General features: G+C 73.2%; 16 protein-coding genes. 8 read left to right on the forward strand and 8 right to left on the reverse strand.

Translation table 11 applies throughout. The features are described from left to right. Window positions 1–4: 4 nt before the first annotated feature. Window positions 5–1,234: a PucR family transcriptional regulator gene (locus ACJ5H2_RS16595; RefSeq protein WP_408896536.1), complete on the reverse strand. Its 1,230-nt coding sequence runs from the start codon at window positions 1,232–1,234 to the stop codon at window positions 5–7. Between the two features lie 119 nt (window positions 1,235–1,353). Between ACJ5H2_RS16595 and ACJ5H2_RS16600 the strand changes: the two genes are divergently transcribed. From ACJ5H2_RS16600 to ACJ5H2_RS16610, 3 genes are read left to right on the forward strand one after another with little or no spacing between them, the layout of a single operon-like run. Beyond that, complete coding sequence (locus ACJ5H2_RS16600) at window positions 1,354–2,121, forward strand: DUF2877 domain-containing protein (RefSeq protein WP_408896537.1); 768 nt, start codon at window positions 1,354–1,356, stop codon at window positions 2,119–2,121. Beyond that, window positions 2,118–3,602, forward strand: a complete 1,485-nt coding sequence (locus tag ACJ5H2_RS16605; RefSeq protein WP_408896538.1) for an FdrA family protein — start codon at window positions 2,118–2,120, stop codon at window positions 3,600–3,602. Before ACJ5H2_RS16600 ends, ACJ5H2_RS16605 begins: the two co-directional genes overlap by 4 nt. After that, window positions 3,599–5,020 carry a DUF1116 domain-containing protein gene (locus tag ACJ5H2_RS16610; protein WP_408896539.1) on the forward strand — a complete coding sequence of 474 codons (1,422 nt, stop codon included), beginning with the start codon at window positions 3,599–3,601 and terminating at the stop codon, window positions 5,018–5,020. The genes ACJ5H2_RS16605 and ACJ5H2_RS16610 overlap by 4 nt, the downstream gene beginning before the upstream one ends. Window positions 5,021–5,023: 3 nt before the next feature. On the opposite strand, the gene ACJ5H2_RS16615 is transcribed toward ACJ5H2_RS16610, so the two are convergent. Further along, the gene (locus ACJ5H2_RS16615; protein ID WP_408896540.1) at window positions 5,024–6,334 is read right to left on the reverse strand and encodes a thymidine phosphorylase; all 1,311 of its coding nucleotides are present in this window, start codon (window positions 6,332–6,334) and stop codon (window positions 5,024–5,026) included. Beyond that, window positions 6,331–6,744 (reverse strand): cytidine deaminase, encoded by a 414-nt coding sequence (locus ACJ5H2_RS16620; RefSeq protein ID WP_408896541.1) that lies wholly within the window; start codon window positions 6,742–6,744, stop codon window positions 6,331–6,333. The genes ACJ5H2_RS16615 and ACJ5H2_RS16620 overlap by 4 nt, the downstream gene beginning before the upstream one ends. A gap of 196 nt (window positions 6,745–6,940) precedes the next feature. On the opposite strand from ACJ5H2_RS16620, the gene ACJ5H2_RS16625 reads away from it, so the two are divergent. From ACJ5H2_RS16625 to ACJ5H2_RS16640, 4 genes are all read left to right on the forward strand, one after another. Beyond that, a complete protein-coding gene (locus tag ACJ5H2_RS16625; protein WP_408896542.1) occupies window positions 6,941–8,044 on the forward strand; it encodes a BMP family protein in 1,104 nt (367 codons plus the stop codon). A gap of 151 nt (window positions 8,045–8,195) precedes the next feature. Then, a complete protein-coding gene (locus tag ACJ5H2_RS16630) occupies window positions 8,196–9,710 on the forward strand; it encodes an ABC transporter ATP-binding protein (protein ID WP_408896543.1) in 1,515 nt (504 codons plus the stop codon). Continuing rightward, the gene (locus ACJ5H2_RS16635; RefSeq protein WP_408896545.1) at window positions 9,707–10,924 is read left to right on the forward strand and encodes an ABC transporter permease; all 1,218 of its coding nucleotides are present in this window, start codon (window positions 9,707–9,709) and stop codon (window positions 10,922–10,924) included. Before ACJ5H2_RS16630 ends, ACJ5H2_RS16635 begins: the two co-directional genes overlap by 4 nt. Then, the gene (locus ACJ5H2_RS16640; RefSeq protein WP_408896546.1) at window positions 10,921–12,213 is read left to right on the forward strand and encodes an ABC transporter permease; all 1,293 of its coding nucleotides are present in this window, start codon (window positions 10,921–10,923) and stop codon (window positions 12,211–12,213) included. The genes ACJ5H2_RS16635 and ACJ5H2_RS16640 overlap by 4 nt, the downstream gene beginning before the upstream one ends. Window positions 12,214–12,225: 12 nt before the next feature. On the opposite strand, the gene ACJ5H2_RS16645 is transcribed toward ACJ5H2_RS16640, so the two are convergent. The 5 genes from ACJ5H2_RS16645 to ACJ5H2_RS16665 form a co-directional block, all read right to left on the reverse strand. Then, entirely contained in the window at window positions 12,226–13,437 is a 1,212-nt protein-coding gene (locus ACJ5H2_RS16645; protein ID WP_408896547.1) for an amidohydrolase, read from the reverse strand. 88 nt (window positions 13,438–13,525) lie between these two features. Then, on the reverse strand, window positions 13,526–14,521 hold the full coding sequence (gene meaB / locus ACJ5H2_RS16650; RefSeq protein ID WP_408896548.1) for a methylmalonyl Co-A mutase-associated GTPase MeaB: 996 nt from the start codon (window positions 14,519–14,521) through the stop codon (window positions 13,526–13,528). After that, the gene (gene scpA, locus ACJ5H2_RS16655) at window positions 14,521–16,692 is read right to left on the reverse strand and encodes a methylmalonyl-CoA mutase (RefSeq protein WP_408896549.1); all 2,172 of its coding nucleotides are present in this window, start codon (window positions 16,690–16,692) and stop codon (window positions 14,521–14,523) included. The genes meaB and scpA overlap by 1 nt, the downstream gene beginning before the upstream one ends. Beyond that, window positions 16,689–18,422: a methylmalonyl-CoA mutase family protein gene (locus tag ACJ5H2_RS16660; protein WP_408896550.1), complete on the reverse strand. Its 1,734-nt coding sequence runs from the start codon at window positions 18,420–18,422 to the stop codon at window positions 16,689–16,691. Before ACJ5H2_RS16660 ends, scpA begins: the two co-directional genes overlap by 4 nt. 133 nt (window positions 18,423–18,555) lie before the next feature. Beyond that, window positions 18,556–18,936 (reverse strand): glyoxalase superfamily protein, encoded by a 381-nt coding sequence (locus ACJ5H2_RS16665; protein WP_408896551.1) that lies wholly within the window; start codon window positions 18,934–18,936, stop codon window positions 18,556–18,558. Between the two features lie 106 nt (window positions 18,937–19,042). Between ACJ5H2_RS16665 and ACJ5H2_RS16670 the strand changes: the two genes are divergently transcribed. After that, the gene (locus tag ACJ5H2_RS16670; RefSeq protein WP_408896552.1) at window positions 19,043–20,092 is read left to right on the forward strand and encodes a glycosyltransferase; all 1,050 of its coding nucleotides are present in this window, start codon (window positions 19,043–19,045) and stop codon (window positions 20,090–20,092) included. Window positions 20,093–20,132: the final 40 nt, after the last annotated feature.

Consider the following 20,132-nt stretch of genomic DNA (forward strand, 5'->3'; position numbering starts at 1 on the left):
CCCGTCATCGACTGACGACCTCGAGGACCTTGAGCGCGACCGCCACGTCGAGGCGCAGGTTCTGGTCGGACGCGACCGGACCCAGCATCCGCTCGAGCTTGCCGACGCGGTAGCGCATCGTGTTGTAGTGGAAGAACTGCGTGCGCGCGGCCTCGGCCACGTTGAAGTTGGTGTTGAGCAGCACCTGGAGCGTCTCGCGGAGCGTGACGGCCTCCTCCGTGCTGCCGGCCAGCTCGCCCAGGACGTCGTGGGCGAAGGCCCGCAGCTCCTCGGTGTCCGGCACCATCGCGATCAGCCGGTGCAGGCCGAGGTCGTCGAACCACGTGGTGGTGCTCGGGCCGCGGAAGCGACGCCCGACCTCGAGCGCCCGCCGCGCCTGCGTGTAGCTGTCGGGCAGACCCGAGGGAGCTGCCGCCACCCGGCCGACCCCTGCCGTGAAGGGCCGGCGGCCGCCACCCTTGTCGCCGGCGACCGCATGCACCAGACGGCGCACCAGCGCGGCCGCCGCCTCGGGATCCTCGGCCGGCAGCACCGCGACGACCTCCGAGCCGAAGTCGGCGATCGGGATCGCCCGGTCCACCGCCGCGGCGACCTGGCGCCACGCGTTGGCGAAGCGCTCCTGCCAGTGGCGCCGGTCCTCCACCGACGCCGGCGGCTGGTACGACGGCTGGGGGTCGATCTGCGCGGCCAGCACGATCGTCGGCCCGCTGAGGTCCCAGCCGAAGCCCACGACGTGCTCGCGCACGAACTCGTCGGTGCCGGCGCGGCCCAGGAAGACGTCGCGCAGGAAGTCGCCGCGGTACTTGTTCTCCACGGCGGAGACCGCCTGCTCGCGGGTGATCGAGAGCGAGACGGCAGTGGCGGCGCGCTGCAGGGCCACGATCTGCTGGGAGGTCATCCCCTGCTCGGCGATGGCCACGAGATGGCCCAGGGCCTGGTTCGGCGCGGCCAGCGGCTCACGGTGGACGTGGGCTCCCGCCACCGGCTGGCCCTCGTGGCCGCCGCGGTCGCCGAGCCACTCGACGCGCAGCCGGCCCGTCTCGTCCCTCAGGCCGGCCGCGGTGATCCGCTCGCGCATGGCGTCGTCGACGCGAGCGGCGCGCTCACGCCCGTCGGTCGTGGTGACCGCGACCTGGACGTCGAGCGCGTCGCCGATCGCGGCGACGAGGTCGCCGAGGTCGGCGCCGGCCAGCACCAGCTGGGCCAGCGACTCGGCGAGCTGCTCCACGTCCATGACGCCATCGTGCGCGATACCGCCCCCGGCGGTGGCTATCAACTCTTGCCCGACTTCTGCGCGGACGTTGGCAATGCTCACCATTCGATGCACGATACCCAGCCGTTAGCGTCCCAGAGGTGCGAAGGGTCGAGATGCGGGTGGCGGGAGCCGGTGCGCCGGCGCTGCGTGCCCTGCTCGACGGGCCGCCGGTGGCCGGTGTCGTCGTGCATGCCGGCCGGCACGCGGTGTACGCCGAGCTCGGCGGCCGGCTCGTCGGGATCCTCGCCCGGGGCGCCGTGCACGTCCCGTGCGCCGTCGCCACCACCCTCCCGGCCCTGCCGGACCTCGCGCCGGGTGCCCCGGCCGCCGCGGGTGGCGGGACGTTGCGCGCCGGGAGCCTGAGCGTGACCGTCGACCGGCTGGTCGCGTTCGCCACGCCCCCGCTCGGCCCGGACGCCGCCCGCCGGCTGCTCGCCGTACCCGCCGACCTGGCACCGGCCCGCGGCCAGCTCCCGGCCGGGGCGCTCGACCGGCTCACGGCCGGCGACCCCGCCGCCGTGCCCCGACTCCTCGGACGCGGCGACGGGCTCACGCCGGTGGGCGACGACGTCCTGTCCGGCTGGCTGGTGACCGCGCGCGCCGCCGGCCGCGACACCACCCCGGTCCTCGACGCGGTCCGCGCCCGCCTCCACCGCACCACCGCCCTCTCCGCGGCCCTGCTGTGCCACGCCGGCCAGGGCGAGGCCATCGCGCCCTTCCGCGCCGCGCTCGCGGCGGGCGACGCGGCGTCCGTCGCCGCGCTGCTCGCCGTCGGCCACACCTCCGGCGCCGGGATGCTCCTCGGCGCCCACCTCGCGCTCACCCATTCCCCCATCCACGAAGCCCTTGAAGGGAGCACTCGATGACCGTCGAGCACGTCGAGATCAGGCCCGGCGCGTACGCCGACAGCGTCGCGCTGCTGCAGGTCAGCAGAGACGTCGCCGCCACACCGGGCGTCGCCGCCGCCCAGGTGGCGATGGCCACCGAGCTGAACGTCGAGGTCCTGCAGGGCATGGGCTTCACGCTGCCCGCCGCCAGCTCCAACGACATGGTCGTGGCGCTGCGCCTCGACGACGAGGCGGCCCTGCCGGCCGCCCTCGCTGCGGTCGACGCGGCCCTGGCGGCCGCCCGCAAGGGCTCGTCGGGTGGCGAGGTCACCGAGCCGCCGCGCACGACCGCCTCCGCGCTGCGGCGCGCCGCCGGCGACCTCGCGCTCGTCTCGGTGCCCGGCGCCTCGGCCCTGGTCGAGGCGATGGACGCCCTCGACGCCGGCGTCGACGTGATGGTCTTCAGCGACAACGTCCCCGTCGAGCAGGAGCTGGCCATGAAGCGGATCGCTCGCGACCGCGGCCTGCTCGTGATGGGCCCCGACTGCGGCACCGCCGTGGTCGGCGGCGTCGGACTGGGCTTCGCCAACACGGTCAGCCCCGGCAGCGTCGGCGTCGTCGCGGCGTCCGGGACCGGCTGCCAGCAGATCCTCGCGCTCCTCGACGCCGCGGGCGTCGGCGTCGCCGCAGCACTCGGCGTCGGCGGACGCGACCTCTCCGCGGCCATCGGCGGCATCTCCACCCTGACCGCCCTCGACCGGCTCGACGCCGACCCGGCGGTCGAGCACATCGTCGTCGTCTCCAAGCCGCCCGCCGCCGAGGTCGCGGCGGCGGTCGAGAAGTACGCCGCCGACCTCTCCACCCCGGTCCGGTTCGCGCTCCTCGGCGCCGGCCAGCCCGACCTCACCACGCAGGTCGAGGCGCTCCTCGGCGACCTCGGCGTCGCCGTACCGCAGTGGCCGACGTGGGGCACGCCCGCCGTCCGCAGCGCCTCGGGCGGCGCCGCGCTGCGCGGGCTGTTCGTCGGCGGCACGCTGTGCGACGAGGCGATGCTGCTGGCGGCCGAGGAGCTCGGCCCGATCCGCAGCAACATCCCGCTCTCGCCCGAGCTCGCGCTGGGCACGAGCCTGCTCGACCCCGGCCACCTGATGATCGACTTCGGGGACGACGGCCTCACCCGCGGCCGGGCCCACCCGATGATCGACCCGACGCTGCGCCTCGAGCATCTGGCGAAGGTCGCCGCGGACCCGGAGACCGCGGTCATCTTGATGGACGTGGTGCTGGGGCACGGCGCCGAGGACGACCCCGCCGCCGGCCTGGCCCCCGCCATCGCCGCCGCCCGGGCGACCCGCGACGTGCCCGTCGTCGTCGCCTGCGTCGGCACCTCGACCGACCCGCAGGGCCTGACCCGTCAGGCCGAGGCGCTGGCCGCCGCCGGTGCCGAGGTCCACCTGTCCAACGCCGCAGCCACCCGCCGGGCGGTTGCCCTCACCACCCCCGCCACCGGAGGCGCCCGATGACCGCCACGCCCGTCCTGCCCAGCCAGCCCCCCACCTCCGTCGCCGCCGTCGGTGCCGACATGTTCGCCAGCGCGGTCGCGGCCCAGGCCGTCGACGTCGCGCGGGTCGACTGGAAGCCGCCGATGGACGGGACCGCCGAGGACCTGGCGACCGTCGCCGCCGACCCGCTGCGCCGCGACGCCAACGCCCTCGCGGTCTCCCGGATGCTCGACGTCCAGGCCATGCTCGTCGGCGTCGCGCCGGCCTCGGAGCTGCTCGGCCTCGAGAGGGGCCAGTTCCTGCACGCGGGACCGCCCATCGCCTGGGACCGGGCCTCCGGTCCGCTGCGCGGCGCGCTCATGGGCGCCGCCGCCTTCGAGGGCCTCGTCGAGGACCCCGAGGACGCCGCCGCGCTCTTCGCCGCCGGCACGGACGTCTCTCTCGAGCCCTGCCACCACCGCAGTGCCGTCGGCCCGATGGCGGGCGTGGTCTCGCCGTCGATGTGGATGTTCGTCCTCGAGGACCCGGCGACCGGCCGTCGCACCTACTGCTCGCTGAACGAGGGTCTGGGCAAGGTGCTGCGGTACGGCGCCTACTCCCCCGAGGTGCTCGACCGCCTGCGCTGGATGCGCGACGTCCTCGGCCCGCTCCTCGGCGAGGCGGTCACCGCCGCGGGCCCCGTCGACGCGACGGCGATCCTCGGCCAGATGCTGCAGATGGGCGACGAGGCCCACAACCGCAACCGGGCAGGGACGCTGATGCTGCTGCGCGACCTGGCGCCCTCGCTCGTGCGCTCGTCGCGCTCGGCGGAGGAGGTCGCCGAGGCGTTCGCGTTCATGGGCGGCAACGACCACTTCTTCCTCAACGTGGCGATGCCGGCGTGCAAGCTCGCGCTCGACGCGGCCCGCGACATCCCGGGCTCGACCATGGTCGTCGCGATGGCCCGCAACGGCACGGACTTCGGCATCCAGGTCTCGGGCACCGGCGACCAATGGTTCACCGGACCCGCGCAGCTCGCCGACGGCCTCTTCCTCGGCGACTACGGCCCCGACGACGCCAACCCCGACATCGGCGACTCGGCGATCACCGAGACGGCCGGCATCGGCGGCTTCGCGATGGCCGCGGCCCCCGCGATCGTCCGCTTCGTCGGCGGCACCGTGCCCGACGCGCTGGCCACCAGCCGCCGGATGCGCGAGATCACGATCGGCGAGAACAACCGCTGGCCGATCCCGGTCCTCGACTTCGCCGGCGCCGCCACCGGCATCGACGTCTCCGCCGTGTGCCGCACCAGCGTCCTGCCGCAGATCAACACCGGCATGGCGGGCAAGGTCGCCGGCGTCGGCCAGGTCGGCGCCGGCCTGGTCACCCCGCCCGCGTCGATCTTCCCGGCCGCGCTGGCCGAGCTGGCTCGGCGTACCCGGGAGCGCGCGGGCGGCTGAGCGTCAGCCCACGCGGTCGATGACCAGCGGCGCGGGCGTGTACGCCGTGCCGGGGGCAGCGATGTCGTAGCCACCCTCCAGGGCGGCCAGCGCCCTCTCGAAGCGCTCGGGAGTGTCGGTGTGCAGGGTGAAGAGCGGCTGCCCGGCCGTCACCGTGTCGCCCGGGCGGGCGTGCCAGACCACGCCGGCGCCGGCCTGGACCGGGTCCTCCTTGCGCTCGCGGCCCGCGCCCAGGCGCCAGGCGGCGATGCCGACGGACAGGGCGTCGAGACGCGTCAGCACGCCGTCCGCGGGCGCGATGACGACGTGCTGCTCGCGGGCGACGGGCAGGGCGGCGTCCGGGTCGCCGCCCTGGGCCTGGACCATCCGCCGCCAGGCGTCCATGGCGGAGCCGTCCGCGAGACGGTCCGCGGGGTCGACGTCCTCGCGCCCGGCGCCGGCGAGCATCTCGCGCGCCAGCGCGAGGGTGAGTTCCACGACGTCGGCCGGTCCCCCGCCGGCGAGCACCTCCACCGACTCCGCGACCTCGATCGCGTTGCCGGCGGTGCGCCCGAGCGGCGTCTGCATGTCGGTGAGCAGTGCGACGGTCCGCACGCCGGCGTCGGTGCCGAGCGCGACCATGACCTCCGCGAGCTCACGGGCCCGGTCGACGTCCTTCATGAACGCGCCGCTGCCGACCTTCACGTCGAGGACGAGGGCACCGGTGCCCTCGGCGATCTTCTTGCTCATGATGGAGGAGGCGATCAGCGGGATCGCCTCCACGGTCCCCGTGACGTCGCGCAGGGCGTAGAGCTTCTTGTCGGCCGGCGCCAGGCCGTCCCCGGCCGCGCAGATGACCGCGCCGACGGACTCCAGCTGCGCCAGCATCTCCTCGTTGGAGAGCTGCGCGCGCCAGCCCGGGATGGACTCGAGCTTGTCCAGGGTCCCGCCGGTGTGGCCGAGTCCGCGCCCGGACAGCTGCGGCACCGCGACACCGCAGGCCGCGACGAGCGGCGCCAGCGGCAGGGTGATCTTGTCCCCGACGCCCCCGGTGGAGTGCTTGTCCGCCGTGGGCCGCCAGAGCGAGGAGAAGTCCATCCGCTCGCCCGACGCGATCATCGCCGCCGTCCAGTCCGCGATCTCGCGCCGGTCCATCCCGTTGAGGAGGATCGCCATCAGCAGCGACGACATCTGCTCGTCGGCGACGGCGGCCCGGGTGTAGGCGTCGACCATCCAGTCGATCTGGCTGGTGCTGAGGGCTCCACCGTCACGCTTGGCGTGGATCACCTCGACGGCGTCGTGCTGGGGGCCCGACGGGGCGCTCTGGCTGGTCACGGTGCGTTTGTACCAGGAGTGGCCACACGCTCGAGGTCCGCGGGGCCGAAGGCCTGCGGCAGCACGGCGTCCATCGCGAGCACCCCCTCGGGCGTGAGCACCTCCAGCGCGGCCCCGCCGTTCTCCCACAGCAGCTGGCGGCAGCGCCCGCACGGCATGATCACCTCGCCCGCCCCGTTGACGCACACGAAGTGGGTCAGCCGGCCGCCACCGGTGGCGTGCAGCTGCGACACCAGGCCGCACTCGGCGCACAGGGTGACGCCGTACGCGGCGTTCTCGACGTTGCAGCCGACGACCAGCCGGCCGTCGTCGGCGAGCGCCGCGGCGCCCACGCGATAGCCGGAGTACGGCGCATAGGCGCGCGTGGCGATCTCGTTCGCCGCCTGCGTGAGGGAGTCCCAGTCGACCATCCGGCCACGCTAGACGATGACGGCCCCGCGAGGATCTTGCGCAGCCCGCCGTCCCGGCCGGAAATGTCCCAAGTTGGTAACCGTTTCGACGAATGCGCTTCCCGTCGCGCGGTCCGTGGGTGAGGATGCACCCCGAGTACCAGAACCAATTTCCTGCCCTGCCGCTCGGAGCCGGGCGTCGATCTGGAGGACATCTGTGAAGACCTGGAAGAGGACGACGGCCGCCGCGGCCGTGGCGCTCATGGCGAGCGCGGCCCTGGCCGCCTGTGGCGACGCCCCCGACGAGGACAACAACGCATCGGAGAAGAACGACTTCCTCCCCTGCATCCTCTCCGACGCGGGCGGCTTCGACGACAAGTCGTTCAACCAGCTCAGCTACGAGGGCGTCCAGGACGCGGCGGAGGAGCTCGGCACCGAGTACAAGGAGTTCGAGTCCAAGAACGAGAACGACTACGCCGGCGCGCTCGAGCAGTTCGTCGCCCAGGGCTGTGACGCCATCGTCACCGTGGGCTTCGCGCTCGCCACCGCGACCAAGGAGTCCGCGGCCGCCAACCCCGACATCGAGTACATCCTGATCGACGACGCGGCCGACGGCGGCGACGACGGCGAGACCTTCGACGGCAAGGCCGACCAGCCCAACATCAAGCCGATCCTCTACGACACCTCGCAGGCGGCCTTCCTCGCCGGCTACGCCGCGGCGGACTACACCAAGACCGGCGTCGTCGGCACCTACGGCGGCATGCCGTTCCCGACCGTCACCATCTTCATGGACGGCTTCAAGCAGGGCGTCGAGTACTACGCCAAGACCAAGGGCAAGGACGTCAAGCTCGTCGGCTGGGAGGGCAACGACAAGGGCGTCTTCACCGGCGGCTTCGACGCCAACGAGAAGGCGACCAACACCGCCAAGCAGATCCTCGACCAGAACGCCGACGTGATCCTGCCGGTCGGCGGCCCGATCTACCAGGGCGCGATCACCGCGATCAAGGACTCCGGCAAGGACGTCGCCCTGATCGGCGTCGACGCCGACTTCTACGAGACCGACCCGAGCACGCAGGACCTGGTGCTCACGTCGATCCTGAAGAACATGAAGGTCTCCACCACCGAGGCCGTCGTGCAGGCCGGCGAGGGCGAGCTCGACTTCTCGCCGTACGTCGGCACGCTCGAGAACGACGGCGTCGGGATCGCCCCGTTCCACAACTTCGAGTCGAAGGTCTCCGAGACGCTCCAGGCCGAGCTCGACGAGGTCAAGGCCGGCATCATCGACGGCAGCATCCCGGTGGAGTCCTATCTCAACCAGTGACGTCGACTGACCTGCGCTCGCCGCAGGCCTGAGACACACCCCTCCGGGGGAGGTCGGTCCCCGACCTCCCCCGGAGGCGTTCCGCGCCGGAGGACACCGGTCCACGGCGCCGTTGCTGGCTTCTGCTCGTCCGCTCCGAGAGGATCCCCCTATGACGCTCGAACTCCGGGGCATCACCAAGCGCTTCGGCCCCCTGGTCGCCAACGACCGGATCTCCCTCACCGTCGACGAGGGCGAGATCCACGCGCTCCTCGGTGAGAACGGCGCCGGCAAGTCCACGCTGATGAACGTCCTCTACGGGCTCTACCAGGCGGACGAGGGCGAGATCCTCCTCGACGGCGAGCCGCTGCGGATGACGGGCCCGGGCGACGCCATGGCGGCCGGCATCGGCATGGTCCACCAGCACTTCATGCTGGTCCCCGTCTTCACGGTCGCCGAGAACGTCATGCTCGGCAACGAGGCGACCGGCTTCGCCGGCACGCTCGACCTCGACGCCGCCCGCGCGCGGGTGCGTGAGATCTCCCAGCGGTTCGGGTTCGACGTGGACCCCGACGCCCTGGTCGAGACCCTGCCCGTCGGCGTCCAGCAGCGCGTCGAGATCATCAAGGCCCTCTCCCGCGACGCGCGCATCCTCGTCTTCGACGAGCCGACCGCAGTGCTCACCCCGCAGGAGACCGACGAGCTGATGGAGATCATGCGCCAGCTCCGCGCGTCGGGCACCGCGATCGTCTTCATCAGCCACAAGCTGCGGGAGGTCCGCGCCATCGCCGACCGGATCACCGTCATCCGCCGCGGCGCGGTCGTCGGCGAGGCCAGCCCGACCGCGACCAACGCCGAGCTCGCCGCCCTCATGGTGGGCCGGCCGGTCGAGCTCACGGTGCACAAGGAGCCCGCCGAGCCCGGTCCCGACGCCTTGGTGGTCCGCGACCTGCGGGTCCTCGACGACACCGGGCACACGCATCTCGACGGCATCAGCTTCTCCATCGCGCGCGGCGAGGTGCTGGGCGTGGCGGGCGTGCAGGGCAACGGGCAGACCGAGCTCACCGAGGCGATCATGGGCCTGCAGCGCCACGTGCGCGGCTCGATCCGGCTCGGGGAGCGCGAGCTGGTCGGTCGCTCGGTGCGCAAGGTGCTCGACGCCGGCGTCGGCTTCGTCCCCGAGGACCGCCAGGTCGACGGCCTGGTCGGTGGGTTCACGATCGCCGAGAACCTGATGCTCAACCGCAGCCACGGCAAGCCGTTCGTGTCCGCCGGCACCGTCCGCCGGGGCTTCCTGGAGGAGTTCGCCCAGGAGAAGCTCGTCGAGTACGACGTCCGCGCGTCCGGCATCCAGGCCAAGGCCAGCCAGCTCTCGGGCGGCAACCAGCAGAAGGTGGTGGTCGCCCGCGAGCTCTCGCGCGACCTGAGCCTGCTGGTCGCCGCGCAGCCGACCCGCGGCGTCGACGTGGGCTCCATCGAGTTCATCCACAAGCAGATCGTGGCGACGCGGGATGCCGGCGTACCCGTGCTGCTCGTCTCCACCGAGCTGGACGAGATCGTCGCCCTCTCGGACCGGATCATGGTCCTCTACCGCGGGCAGGTGGTGGGCATCGTGCCCGCGGACACGCCCCGCGAGACCCTCGGCCTGATGATGGCCGGCGAGCGCCCCGAAGGGACGGCCGCGTGAGCACCAACGACCAGACCCAGCCCGCCCCCGCCGAGGAGCAGCCGCGGGAGCCCGGCCGCTTCGACGGCGTCCTGCGCGAGATCGTCATGGGCAACGCGCTCGTCGCGTTCCTGTCGGTGGTGCTCGCCGTCGTCGTCGGGTCGCTGATGATCCTGCTCACCGACGAGACCGTCCGCGAGACCGCCGGCTACATCGGAGCCCGGCCCAGCGACTTCTTCGACGCGGTGTGGACGTCGATCTCGGACGCCTACACCGCGCTGTTCAACGGTGCGATCTACAACACGAACGTCGACGGCTTCGAGACCCGGATCCGGCCCCTCACCGAGACGCTGAAGTACGCCGCGCCGCTGACCCTCGCGGGCCTGGGCGTCGGCCTGGCGTTCCGCGCCGGGCTCTTCAACATCGGCGGGCGCGGCCAGATGCTGCTCGCCGGCGCCGCCGCCGGCTGGGTCGGCGTCGGCATGGACCTGCCGATGGCGCTGCACCTCCCCCTCGCCGTGCTGGCCGGCGCCCTCGCCGGCGCCCTCTGGGCCGGCCTCGCCGGACTGCTCAAGGCGAAGAGCGGCGCCCACGAGGTGATCGTCACGATCATGCTCAACTACGTCGGCTACTACCTGGTGTTCTACGTCCTGTCGAAGCAGGGCCTGCTCCAGGCGCCGGGGTCGCTGAACCCGAAGTCGCAGCCGATGCCCGAGTCGGTGATCATGCCCAAGCTGCTGGGCGAGCGGTTCAACCTCCACCTCGGCTTCCTGATCGCGCTGGTCGCCGTCGGCGTCGTGTGGTGGCTGCTCAACAAGTCCGCGATCGGCTTCCGCTTCCGTGCCGTCGGCGAGAACCCCGAGGCCGCGCGGGCGTCGGGCATCGACGTCGGCCGGACCTACATCACCGTCATGCTCATCGCCGGCGGTCTCGTCGGTCTCGCGGGCGTCAACCAGATCCTCGGCACCGCCACCAGCGGGGTGACCGTGGACCTCGACGCGGGCATCGGCTTCGACGCCATCACCGTCGCGCTGCTCGGCCGCTCCCGCCCGCTGGGCATCTTGGCGGCCGGTCTGCTCTTCGGCGCCCTCAAGGCGGGCAGCTTCTCGATGGCCGCCGCCGAGGGCATCCCCGTCGAGATCGTGCTGGTGATCCAGTCGCTGATCGTCCTGTTCATCGCCGCGCCCCCACTGGTGCGAGCGATCTTCCGGCTGCCGAAGGAGGCGACGGCATGAGCACCACCGCCAAGATGCCGGTCCCGATCGACGAGTCGGCCGAGCCCGACGCCGTCCCGCTGCGCACCGCGGTCAAGGCGCCGGTCATGCTGGGTGTCGTCACCCTGCTCGTCGCGCTCCTCGTCGCCCTCAAGGCGCGCGCCGGCAAGACGACCTTCCGGCTCGCCGTGGACACGGACTTCTTCGACCTGCCCGAGGTCACGGTCCCCTCGACCGCCACCGTCGCCACCGTCGTCGTGCTGCTCGCCGCCTGCACGGCGGCCTCGGCGCTGCTGGTGAGCCGCGGCCGGCGTACGCCGCTGTGGCTGGTCGCGGTCTTCGCCGTGGTCGCCATGGTCGGCTTCCTCGCGTGGGCCGCGGCCGGCAAGACGGTGCCCGTCATCGGCCTGCTGGGCGGCTCGATCGCGCTCGCCGTACCCCTGGTCTTCGGCGCCCTCGGCGGCGTCCTCGGCGAGCGGGCGGGCGTCGTCAACATCGCGATCGACGGCCAGCTGCTGTTCGGTGCCTTCGCCGCGGCCGTCTTCGGCACCGTGGTCGGCTCCCCGTGGGGCGGCCTGGTCGCCGCGATGCTCGCCGGCGGCCTGGTCGCGCTGGTGCTCGGCTTCTTCGCGATCACCTACTTCGTCGACCAGGTGATCGTCGGCGTCGTCCTCAACGTCCTGGTGATCGGGCTGACCAGCTTCCTGTTCGGCCAGGTGCTCGCCGAGCATCCGGCCGAGCTCAACGCTCCCGACCACTTCGAGCGGATCCCGATCCCGCTGCTCGGCCAGATCCCGGTGATCGGTCCCGTGCTGTTCCGGCAGACCATCCTCGTCTACCTGATGTACGTCGCCGTCGCCGTCGTGGCCTGGGCGCTGTACCGCACCAAGTGGGGCCTGCGCGTGCGCGCCGTCGGCGAGCACCCCAAGGCCGCCGACACGGTGGGCATCAAGGTCAACCGGACGCGCTACACCACGCTGCTCATCGCCGGCCTGATCGCCGGCGCCGGCGGCGCGACGTACACCCTGGTCTCGGTGCCGCAGTTCGGCGAGGAGATGACCGACGGCGCGGGCTACATCGCGCTCGCCGCCGTGATCTTCGGCCGCTGGGACCCCGTGCGCGCGACCCTGGCGGCGCTGCTGTTCGGCTTCGCGACGAACCTGTCCGGGGTGCTCTCGGTCCTCGGCTCGCCCGTGCCCAGCCAGTTCATGCTGATGCTGCCCTACGTGGTCACCATCATCGCCGTCGCCGGCCTGGTCGGCGCCTCCCGGGCTCCTGCCGCGGACGGGGTGCCGTACCGCAAGGGGTGAGCGGGGCCCCGCCTACGAGCCGGCCAGCCCGTCGTCGATCGCCCTCACCGCGACGCCGGCGAGCATCCGGGCGCCATAGCCGATCGCGGCCTCGTCGACCTCGAGGTCGCCCTGGTGCAGGTCGAAGGTGGGGCCGCCGGGACTCCGGGTGCCGAGCCGGAACATCGCGCCGGGGACCTGGGCGAGATACCAGCCGAAGTCCTCTCCCCCGAGGCTCTGCTCGACCTCGGTGCGATGGTGCAGCCCGAGCAGCTCGTCGGCGGTCGAGGCGATCATCGCGACGCTGACCCGGTCGTTGACCACGGGCGGGACGCCTTGGAGGTAGTCGACGAAGGCGGTGACGCCGTAGGGCCGCACGATGTCGAGGATCGCCTCGCGCACCACGGGCTCGCAGGAGGCCCAGGCCTCCGCGTCGAGGATGCGGACCGTACCGCTGGCCACGCCGCGGTCGGGGATCACGTTGGCGGCGGAGCCGGCACGCAGCATGCCCCACACCACGCTCACCCCCGCGCGCGGGTCCATCCGGCGGCTCAGCACGGCGGGAAGCTCGCTGGTGATCTTCGCCAGCGCGAAGGTCAGGTCGCCGGTGAGGTGCGGGCGCGACGTGTGGCCGCCGCTCCCCTCGAGCCGTACGTCGATCCGGTCGGCGGCGCTGGTGATCGCGCCGGCCCGGAGGCCGACGGCGCCCACGTCGACCGACGGGTCGCAGTGCAGCGCGAAGATGCGGTCGACGCCCTCGAGGGCTCCGTGGTTGATCAGGTGCCGCGCGCCGCCCGGCATGACCTCCTCGGCCGGCTGGAAGAGCAGGCGCACGCGACCGCGGAGCAGGCCACGGGCGTGCAGCTCGCCGAGCGCGTGCCCGGCACCCACCAGGGCGGCGGTGTGCACGTCGTGGCCGCAGGCGTGGGCGACGCCCGGGACGCTGCTGGCCCAGGGGTCGGTGGTGAGGTCGGCGACCGGCAGGGCGTCGAGATCGGCACGCAGGGCGACGGTCGGTCCGTCCTCGCCGAGGTCGGCGATGACGCCGCTGCGCGGCATCCGGCTGACTCGCCAGCCGTGCCGCTCGAGATGCTCCACGACGCGGTCGGAGGTGCGCTGCTCGTGCCACGACACCTCCGGGTGCCGGTGCAGGTCACGGCGGAGCTCGACCAGCTCGTCGTCGTGCTTCTCGACGACGGCGGCGACCAGGCCCAGCAGGTCGCGTGTCTCAGGACGTTCCACCACAGGACAAACCTACGCCCACGCCCTGGTGCGCCCGTCCACCGCTCGGAGTCAGTCGGAGTCAGTCGGCGTCAGTCGGCGTCAGTCGGCGTCAGTCGGCGTCGTACGCCGCGAGGAGCCGGTCCGCGGCGAGCGGAGCGGTCAGCTCGCCGGCGAGCAGAGCGGCCCGGATCTCGGCCTGCACCGCCCGGACCCCGGCGCTGTGCCGCAGCCGCTGGTCCAGCTCGTCGCGCACCAGCGCCCAGGTGAAGTCCAGCTGCTGCTCGGCCCGCTTGCGTGCGATGCCGGTGTCGCCGAGATGCTCGCGATGGCGGAGGACCTGCTCCCAGACCTCGTCGACCTTCGCCCCGGTCAGGCCGGAGCAGGTGACCACGGGCGGTGCCCACTCGGCGTGTCCCCGGACCAGGCGCAGCGCCCCGGCCAGCTCACGGGCGGCGCTGCGCGCCTCCTGCTCCCGCGCCGGGTCGTCGGGGTCGGCCTTGTTGACCGCGATCACGTCGGCGATCTCCAAGATGCCCTTCTTGATGCCCTGCAGCTGGTCGCCCGTGCGGGCCAGGGTGAGGAACAGGAAGGTGTCGACCATGCCGGAGACGGTCACCTCGGACTGTCCGACGCCGACGGTCTCGACCAGCACGACGTCGTACCCGGCCGCCTCGAGGACGGCCATGGCCTGGGTGGTGGCGCGGGCGACGCCGCCGAGGGTGCCGGCCGACGGGGAGGGCCGGATGAACGCGTTCGGGTCGGCGGACAGGGTGGCCATCCGGGTCTTGTCGCCGAGCACCGATCCGCCGGTGCGCACCGAGGACGGGTCGACGGCCAGCACACCGACCTTGTGCCCCGCGGCCGTGAGCCGGCCGCCGAGCGACTCGATGAACGTCGACTTGCCGACGCCGGGGACGCCGGAGATGCCGACCCGGACCGCGGGCGCGCGCGACGGGGCGTCCACGGCCAGCGCGAGCAGGAGCTCGCGGGCCGTCTCCCGGTGCCGGGGCGCGGTCGACTCGACCAGCGTGATCGCGCGCGCCATCGTGGCGCGGTGACCGGCCCGCAGCCCCTCGAGCAGGTCGTCGACCCGCATGCCCGCCATCAGTGGCCGAGCGACTCGCGCAGCCTCGCCAGCAGGTCGAGCGCGGACTCCGCGATCACGGTGCCGGGGAGGAAGACCGCCGCGGCGCCCATCTCCTTGAGGGTGGGGACGTCGTCGGGCGGGATCACGCCTCCGATGACGACCATGATGTCGTCACGGCCCTGCTCCGCCAGCGCCTTCTTGAGCGCCGGCAGCAGGGTGAGGTGGCCGGCGGCGAGCGACGAGACACCGACGATGTGCACGTCGGCGTCGATCGCCTGCTGCGCGACCTCCTCGGGCGTGGAGAACAGCGGGCCCACGTCGACGTCGAACCCGAGGTCGGCGAACGCCGACACGACGACCTTCTGGCCGCGGTCGTGGCCGTCCTGGCCCATCTTGGCGACCAAAATGCGCGGGCGGCGGCCCTCGGCCTCGGCGAACTCGTCGGTGGCGGCGCGCGCCTGCGCGACGAGGGTGTCGCCCTCGCCGTCGTTGGCCAGGCCGGCCTCGTCGCGGTACACGCCGCTGATCGTACGGATCACCGCCTGGTGGCGGCCGTAGACCTTCTCCAGCGCGTCGGAGATCTCGCCCACGGTCGCCTTGACCCGGGCGGCGCCCACGGCGAGGTCGAGCAGGTTGCCGTCCCCGGTGTCGGCCGAGCGGGTGAGCGCCTCGAGGGCGGCGTCGACGTCGGCCTGGTCCCGCTCGGCGCGCAGCCGCTCCAGCTTGGCGACCTGCTGGCGGTAGACCTCGTCGTTGTCGACCTTGAGGACCTCGAGCGGGTCCTCGGCCGGCAGCCGGAAGGTGTTGACGCCGATGACCTTCTGCGCGCCGGAGTCGATCCGCGCCTGGGTGCGGGCGGCCGCCTCCTCGATGCGCATCTTCGGGATGCCCTGCTCGATCGCCGCGGCCATGCCGCCGGCGGCCTCCGCCTCCTGGATGTGCGCCCAGGCGCGCTCCGCGAGGTCGTGGGTCAGCCTCTCCACGTAGTAGGAGCCGGCCCACGGGTCGATCGAGTACGTCGTCCCGCTCTCCTGCTGCAGCAGCAGCTGGGTGTTGCGGGCGATCCGGGCGGAGAAGTCGGTCGGCAGCGCGATCGCCTCGTCCAGCGCGTTCGTGTGCAGCGACTGGGTGTGGCCCTGGGTCGCCGCCATCGCCTCGATGCAGGTGCGGCCGACGTTGTTGAAGACGTCCTGTGCGGTCAATGACCAGCCCGAGGTCTGCGAGTGGGTACGCAGCGAGAGCGACTTCGGGTTCTGCGGGTCGAACTGGCGCACCAGCCGGCTCCACAGGGCCCGCGCCGCGCGCATCTTGGCGACCTCCATGTAGAAGTTCATGCCGATCGCCCAGAAGAAGGACAGCCGCGGCGCGAACTGGTCGATGGTGAGTCCGGACTCGAGGCCCGCGCGGATGTACTCGACGCCGTCGGCCAGCGTGTACGCCAGCTCGAGGTCGGCGGTCGCCCCCGCCTCCTGCATGTGGTAGCCGGAGATCGAGATCGAGTTGAACCGCGGCATCCGCTGGCTGGTGAAGGCGAAGATGTCCGAGATGATCCGCATGCTCGGCGCCGGCGGGTAGATGTAGGTGTTGCGGACCATGAACTCCTTGAGGATGTCGTTCTGGATGGTCCCCGAGAGCTGCTCCGGCTTCACCCCCTGCTCCTCGGCCGCGGCGATGTACAGCGCGAGCACCGGCAGCACCGCGCCGTTCATCGTCATCGACACCGACATCTGGTCGAGCGGGATGCCGTCGAACAGGGTGCGGGTGTCGTAGATCGAGTCGATGGCCACCCCGGCCATGCCGACGTCGCCGCGCACCCGCGGGTGGTCGGAGTCGTAGCCGCGGTGGGTCGCGAGGTCGAAGGCGACCGACAGCCCCTTCTGCCCGGCCGCGAGGTTGCGGCGGTAGAAGGCGTTGGACTCCTCGGCGGTGGAGAACCCGGCGTACTGGCGGATCGTCCACGGCTGGGTCGTGTACATCGTCGGGTAGGGCCCGCGCAGGAAGGGGCTGAGGCCCGGGTAGGTGTCGAGCGCGTCGAGACCGGCGAGGTCCTCCGGACCGTACGACGGCTTGATGTCGATGCCCTCCGGGCTCCTCCAGCTCGCGGCGTCCGCCGGCTGGGGCGCGAGCGCGCGATCCTCGACGCCGTCGGACGCGAGCGGCAGGCCCGCGAAGCTCTTGGGGATGGTCATGCCAGCTTCTCCCTCGTCCGGGTCAGGAAGGCGAGGGCGTCGACGCCCATCGCCGCGCTGTCGTCGACGTAGTCGGTCGCCTTGCCCGCGATGATCAGGTGTCGAGCGCCCGCCTCGCGCAGTGCGGCGGCGGCCGCCTCACCCCACTCGTCGTAGGCCGTGTCGGTGCCGGCGAGGCAGACGACGGGCCCGGCGCCCGCCGAGCGGTACGCCGCGACCAGGTCCTCGACGCCCGCCGTGGGGCCCGCCGCCTCGACCGCGATGCCGCCGGCGGCGAGCAGGTTGCTCACGAAGGTGGCGCGCGCGGTGTGCTGGGCGATGGTGCCCAGCGTGGCGAGGAACACCGGCGTCGCGGCCGGCTCGTCGCGCAGCGCCTCGAAGGACGCGCCGTACCGGCGGACCCGGTCGTTGAGGGGGTCCGCGGCCCGCTCAGGCAGCGTCTCGGCGAGGTTCGGGAACTCGCTGAGCCCGGTCAGCGGTCGCTTGCGGCGCGCGACGTCGGCCTCACGCCGCTCGACGACGGCCGCGATCCGGGAGCGGAAGGGGTCGAAGTCGTGCCCGCCCTCCCACTCGCCCTCGAGCAGCTGGAACTCCGCCCACCCGGCGGCGGCGAGGTCGGCGGTGAGCTGCTCGACGGCGTACGCGCCGCCGGCGGGGTCGGCGACCGCCGCGACGTGCGACTCGTCGATGAGCAGGTGGTTGACGTTGCGGGCGATCCGGCGGCCGAAGCCCTCGGGCCGGCCGTTCGCGCTGTCGAAGGGCAGCACGGTGACGGCGTCGGCGCCGCCCACACCGGCGGCGAAGGCCGCGACGGTGCCGCGCAGCATGTTGACGTAGGGGTCGTACTTGCTCAGCATCGGGCGGCTGGTCACGGCGTGCTGGCGCTGGGCGACGGGCTCGGCCGCACCGCTCAGCTCGAGCACCCGCGCCCACAGGACCCGCGCCGCGCGCAGCTTGGCGATCGTCGGGAACTGCTCGTCGGTGGCGGCGTAGCGGAACTCGACCTGGCGCGCCGCGTCCTCGACCGAGAGGCCGTGGTCGGTCAGCCAGCGCAGGTAGGCGACGCCCACGGCGATCGACCAGCCCAGCTCCTGGGCGTCGCTGGCGCCGAGGTCGTGGGCGGCGGTGGCGTCGACGACGATCGCGCGGATGTCGTGCTGGTCCGCCTTGCGCGCCAGGGTCTGGAGCTCGGCCACGGCCTCGTCGACCGCGAGCGGGATGTCGCGCAGCATGACGCCGAGCGGGTCGATGCCGAGGTTGCTGTCGGGGTGCTTCGCACCCGGAAGCGCCAGGAATGCCTCGGCGACGGCGGTCGTGGCGGACGGCGCGTCCAGCACCACCGGCGCGAGGTCGAGCAGCACCCCGGCGAGGGTCGCGGCCACGTCCGTGTCCTCGTCCGCGGCGAGCCACAGGCTCGTGACGCCGCCATCGAGGTCGACCAGCGCGGCCTCGTTGGCGCGCTTGGCGTCCGGGTCGGAGACCAGGCTGCGGATGTCCCAGGCGCCCTCGCGGGTCGGGCGTACGGCGGTCGCCGGGCCGCCGGGCAGGCCGAGCGGCGTGATGCCGATGCCGTCGAGGGTGGTGCGGGTGAGCTTCTCCCACACCGCGCTGTCGGGGTCGCTGTCGCCGAGCTTGCGCGTCTTGCGCAGTACGGCGGCGGTGGCGGCCTCCCACTCGGCGCGCGAGTGCGCGTCCTCGGGCTGCGCCAGCGTCAGGGGCGAGTCAGTCACAAGGGGCAAGACTATCCGTGACAGCGGCCCTGTTACCGAGGTGTGAGATATGTCCGGCTACCTGGAGGTAGCCACGCGGTCACCAAGCGGCCGGTTGGTCGCCGCGACGAGGCGCGGGAAGCGTCGCGGGAGGTCAGCCGCCCTGGCCGGCCCAGTCGGGCAGCTGCTGGAGCGCCCAGCGGTTGCCGTCGGGGTCGGCGAAGCGCACGAACCGCCCCCATGCGAGCTCCTCCACCGGCGACACCTCGATGCCGCGCCCGACCAGGTCGGCGTGGCTCGCGTCGGCGTCCGCGACGACCATCTGCAGGTTGTCGAGCGAGCCGGGCTCCATCTCGGTCAGGCCCTTGCCGATCGCGATCGAGCAGCCCGAGCCCGGCGGCGTCAGCTGCACGAACCGGATCTCGTCGCTGACCGTCTGGTCGTGGTCGGCATGGAAGCCGGCCCGCACGTAGAACTCCTTGGCCCGGTCGACGTCGGTCACGGGCACCATCACCAGCTCGAGCTTCATGTCCATGCCCGCCAACCTAGGCCCGACCACCGACACCCGACGTCCTCGAACGTTCACCCGGCGGTCACCGGGTCGCGCGGGTCGCGCCATCCCCGCCGCCCACCCTGGTGCCATGAGGATCGTGCTCGCGACCGAGTCCTTCTACCCCGCCGTCGACAGCACCACCACGACGCTCAAGGCGACGGTGGACCGCCTCGTCGACCGCGGCCACGCGGTGCGGATCATCGCTCCCGGCCCCGGCCTGGCCAGCTACCGCGGGTGTGACGTGGTGCGGGTCCGCCCGCTCGAGCCGACCGGCGCCCAGGTGCGCGACGCCATCGAGCGCTTCGCCCCCGACCTGGTGCAGGCCCACTCGCCTCGTGCCGTCGGCCGCAAGGCGCTCAAGCACGCCGCGCGCGCCGGCGTACCCACCCTCGCGGTGGAGCAGTCGCCGGTCCTCGACCTCGCCGCCGACTACTGGCGCGCGAAGGTCGCCGAGCGTGCCGACCGGGTCCTGGTCTCCGCGCCGTGGATGGTCGACCGAGCCGCCGAGCTCGGCGTCGAGGCCACGCTGTGGGAGCCGGGCGTCGACCCGCGCGCGTTCACCCCGACCCTGCGCGACCCGTGGCTGCACCAGTCGTGGTCGCGTGCCAGGTCCGGCCGCCCCGAGGTCGTCGTGGGCTACGTCGGCGGGCTGCACAAGGCTGCCGGGGTACGACGCCTCGCCGCCCTCGCCGAGATCCCCGGCATCCGCCCGGTCGTGGTCGGTGCCGGCCCGGAGCGCGAGTGGCTGGCCCGACGCCTGCCGAACGCCCGCTTCACCGGCCCGCTCGGGGTGGGCGACCTGACCGTCGCGCTGCCGACCCTGGACGTGCTGGTGCACCCCGGCGAGCACGAGACGGACTGCCACGCCCTGCGCGAGGCCGGGGCGTCCGGGGTGCCGGTCGTGGCGCCGCGGGCGGGCGGCGCACGCGACGTCGTGGCCCATCTGGAGACCGGCGTGCTCTACGACCCGGCCGAGGCGCGCGACCTGGCCCGCGCCGTGGCCGCGGTGGCCGCCGACCCCCACCGGCAGCTGCTGGGCGCGGCGGGGCGCGAGCGGGCGCTGCGCCGCACCTGGGCCGACGCGGTCGACGAGCTCGTCGCCTCGGCGTACCCCGCTCCGGCGCCGGTCGTCGCCTGACCCCCCGGGCGCCGCGGCGGGGCGCGGCGCTGCGTCTGGT

Source organism: Nocardioides pymetrozini, from assembly GCF_046058985.1.
Lineage (GTDB): Bacteria > Actinomycetota > Actinomycetes > Propionibacteriales > Nocardioidaceae > Nocardioides.

Excerpts from the sequence above, each read along its gene's own strand:
- ACJ5H2_RS16670 (WP_408896552.1), top strand. The coding sequence starts at position 19,043 with ATGAGGATCGTGCTCGCGACCGAGTCCTTCTACCCCGCCGTCGACAGC.
- ACJ5H2_RS16630 (WP_408896543.1), top strand. The coding sequence starts at position 8,196 with ATGACGCTCGAACTCCGGGGCATCACCAAGCGCTTCGGCCCCCTGGTC.
- ACJ5H2_RS16640 (WP_408896546.1), top strand. The coding sequence starts at position 10,921 with ATGAGCACCACCGCCAAGATGCCGGTCCCGATCGACGAGTCGGCCGAG.
- scpA (WP_408896549.1), bottom strand. The coding sequence starts at position 16,692 with ATGACCATCCCCAAGAGCTTCGCGGGCCTGCCGCTCGCGTCCGACGGC.
- ACJ5H2_RS16595 (WP_408896536.1), bottom strand. The coding sequence starts at position 1,234 with ATGGACGTGGAGCAGCTCGCCGAGTCGCTGGCCCAGCTGGTGCTGGCC.
- ACJ5H2_RS16610 (WP_408896539.1), top strand. The coding sequence starts at position 3,599 with ATGACCGCCACGCCCGTCCTGCCCAGCCAGCCCCCCACCTCCGTCGCC.
- ACJ5H2_RS16605 (WP_408896538.1), top strand. The coding sequence starts at position 2,118 with ATGACCGTCGAGCACGTCGAGATCAGGCCCGGCGCGTACGCCGACAGC.
- meaB (WP_408896548.1), bottom strand. The coding sequence starts at position 14,521 with ATGGCGGGCATGCGGGTCGACGACCTGCTCGAGGGGCTGCGGGCCGGT.
- ACJ5H2_RS16620 (WP_408896541.1), bottom strand. The coding sequence starts at position 6,744 with ATGGTCGACTGGGACTCCCTCACGCAGGCGGCGAACGAGATCGCCACG.
- ACJ5H2_RS16665 (WP_408896551.1), bottom strand. The coding sequence starts at position 18,936 with ATGGACATGAAGCTCGAGCTGGTGATGGTGCCCGTGACCGACGTCGAC.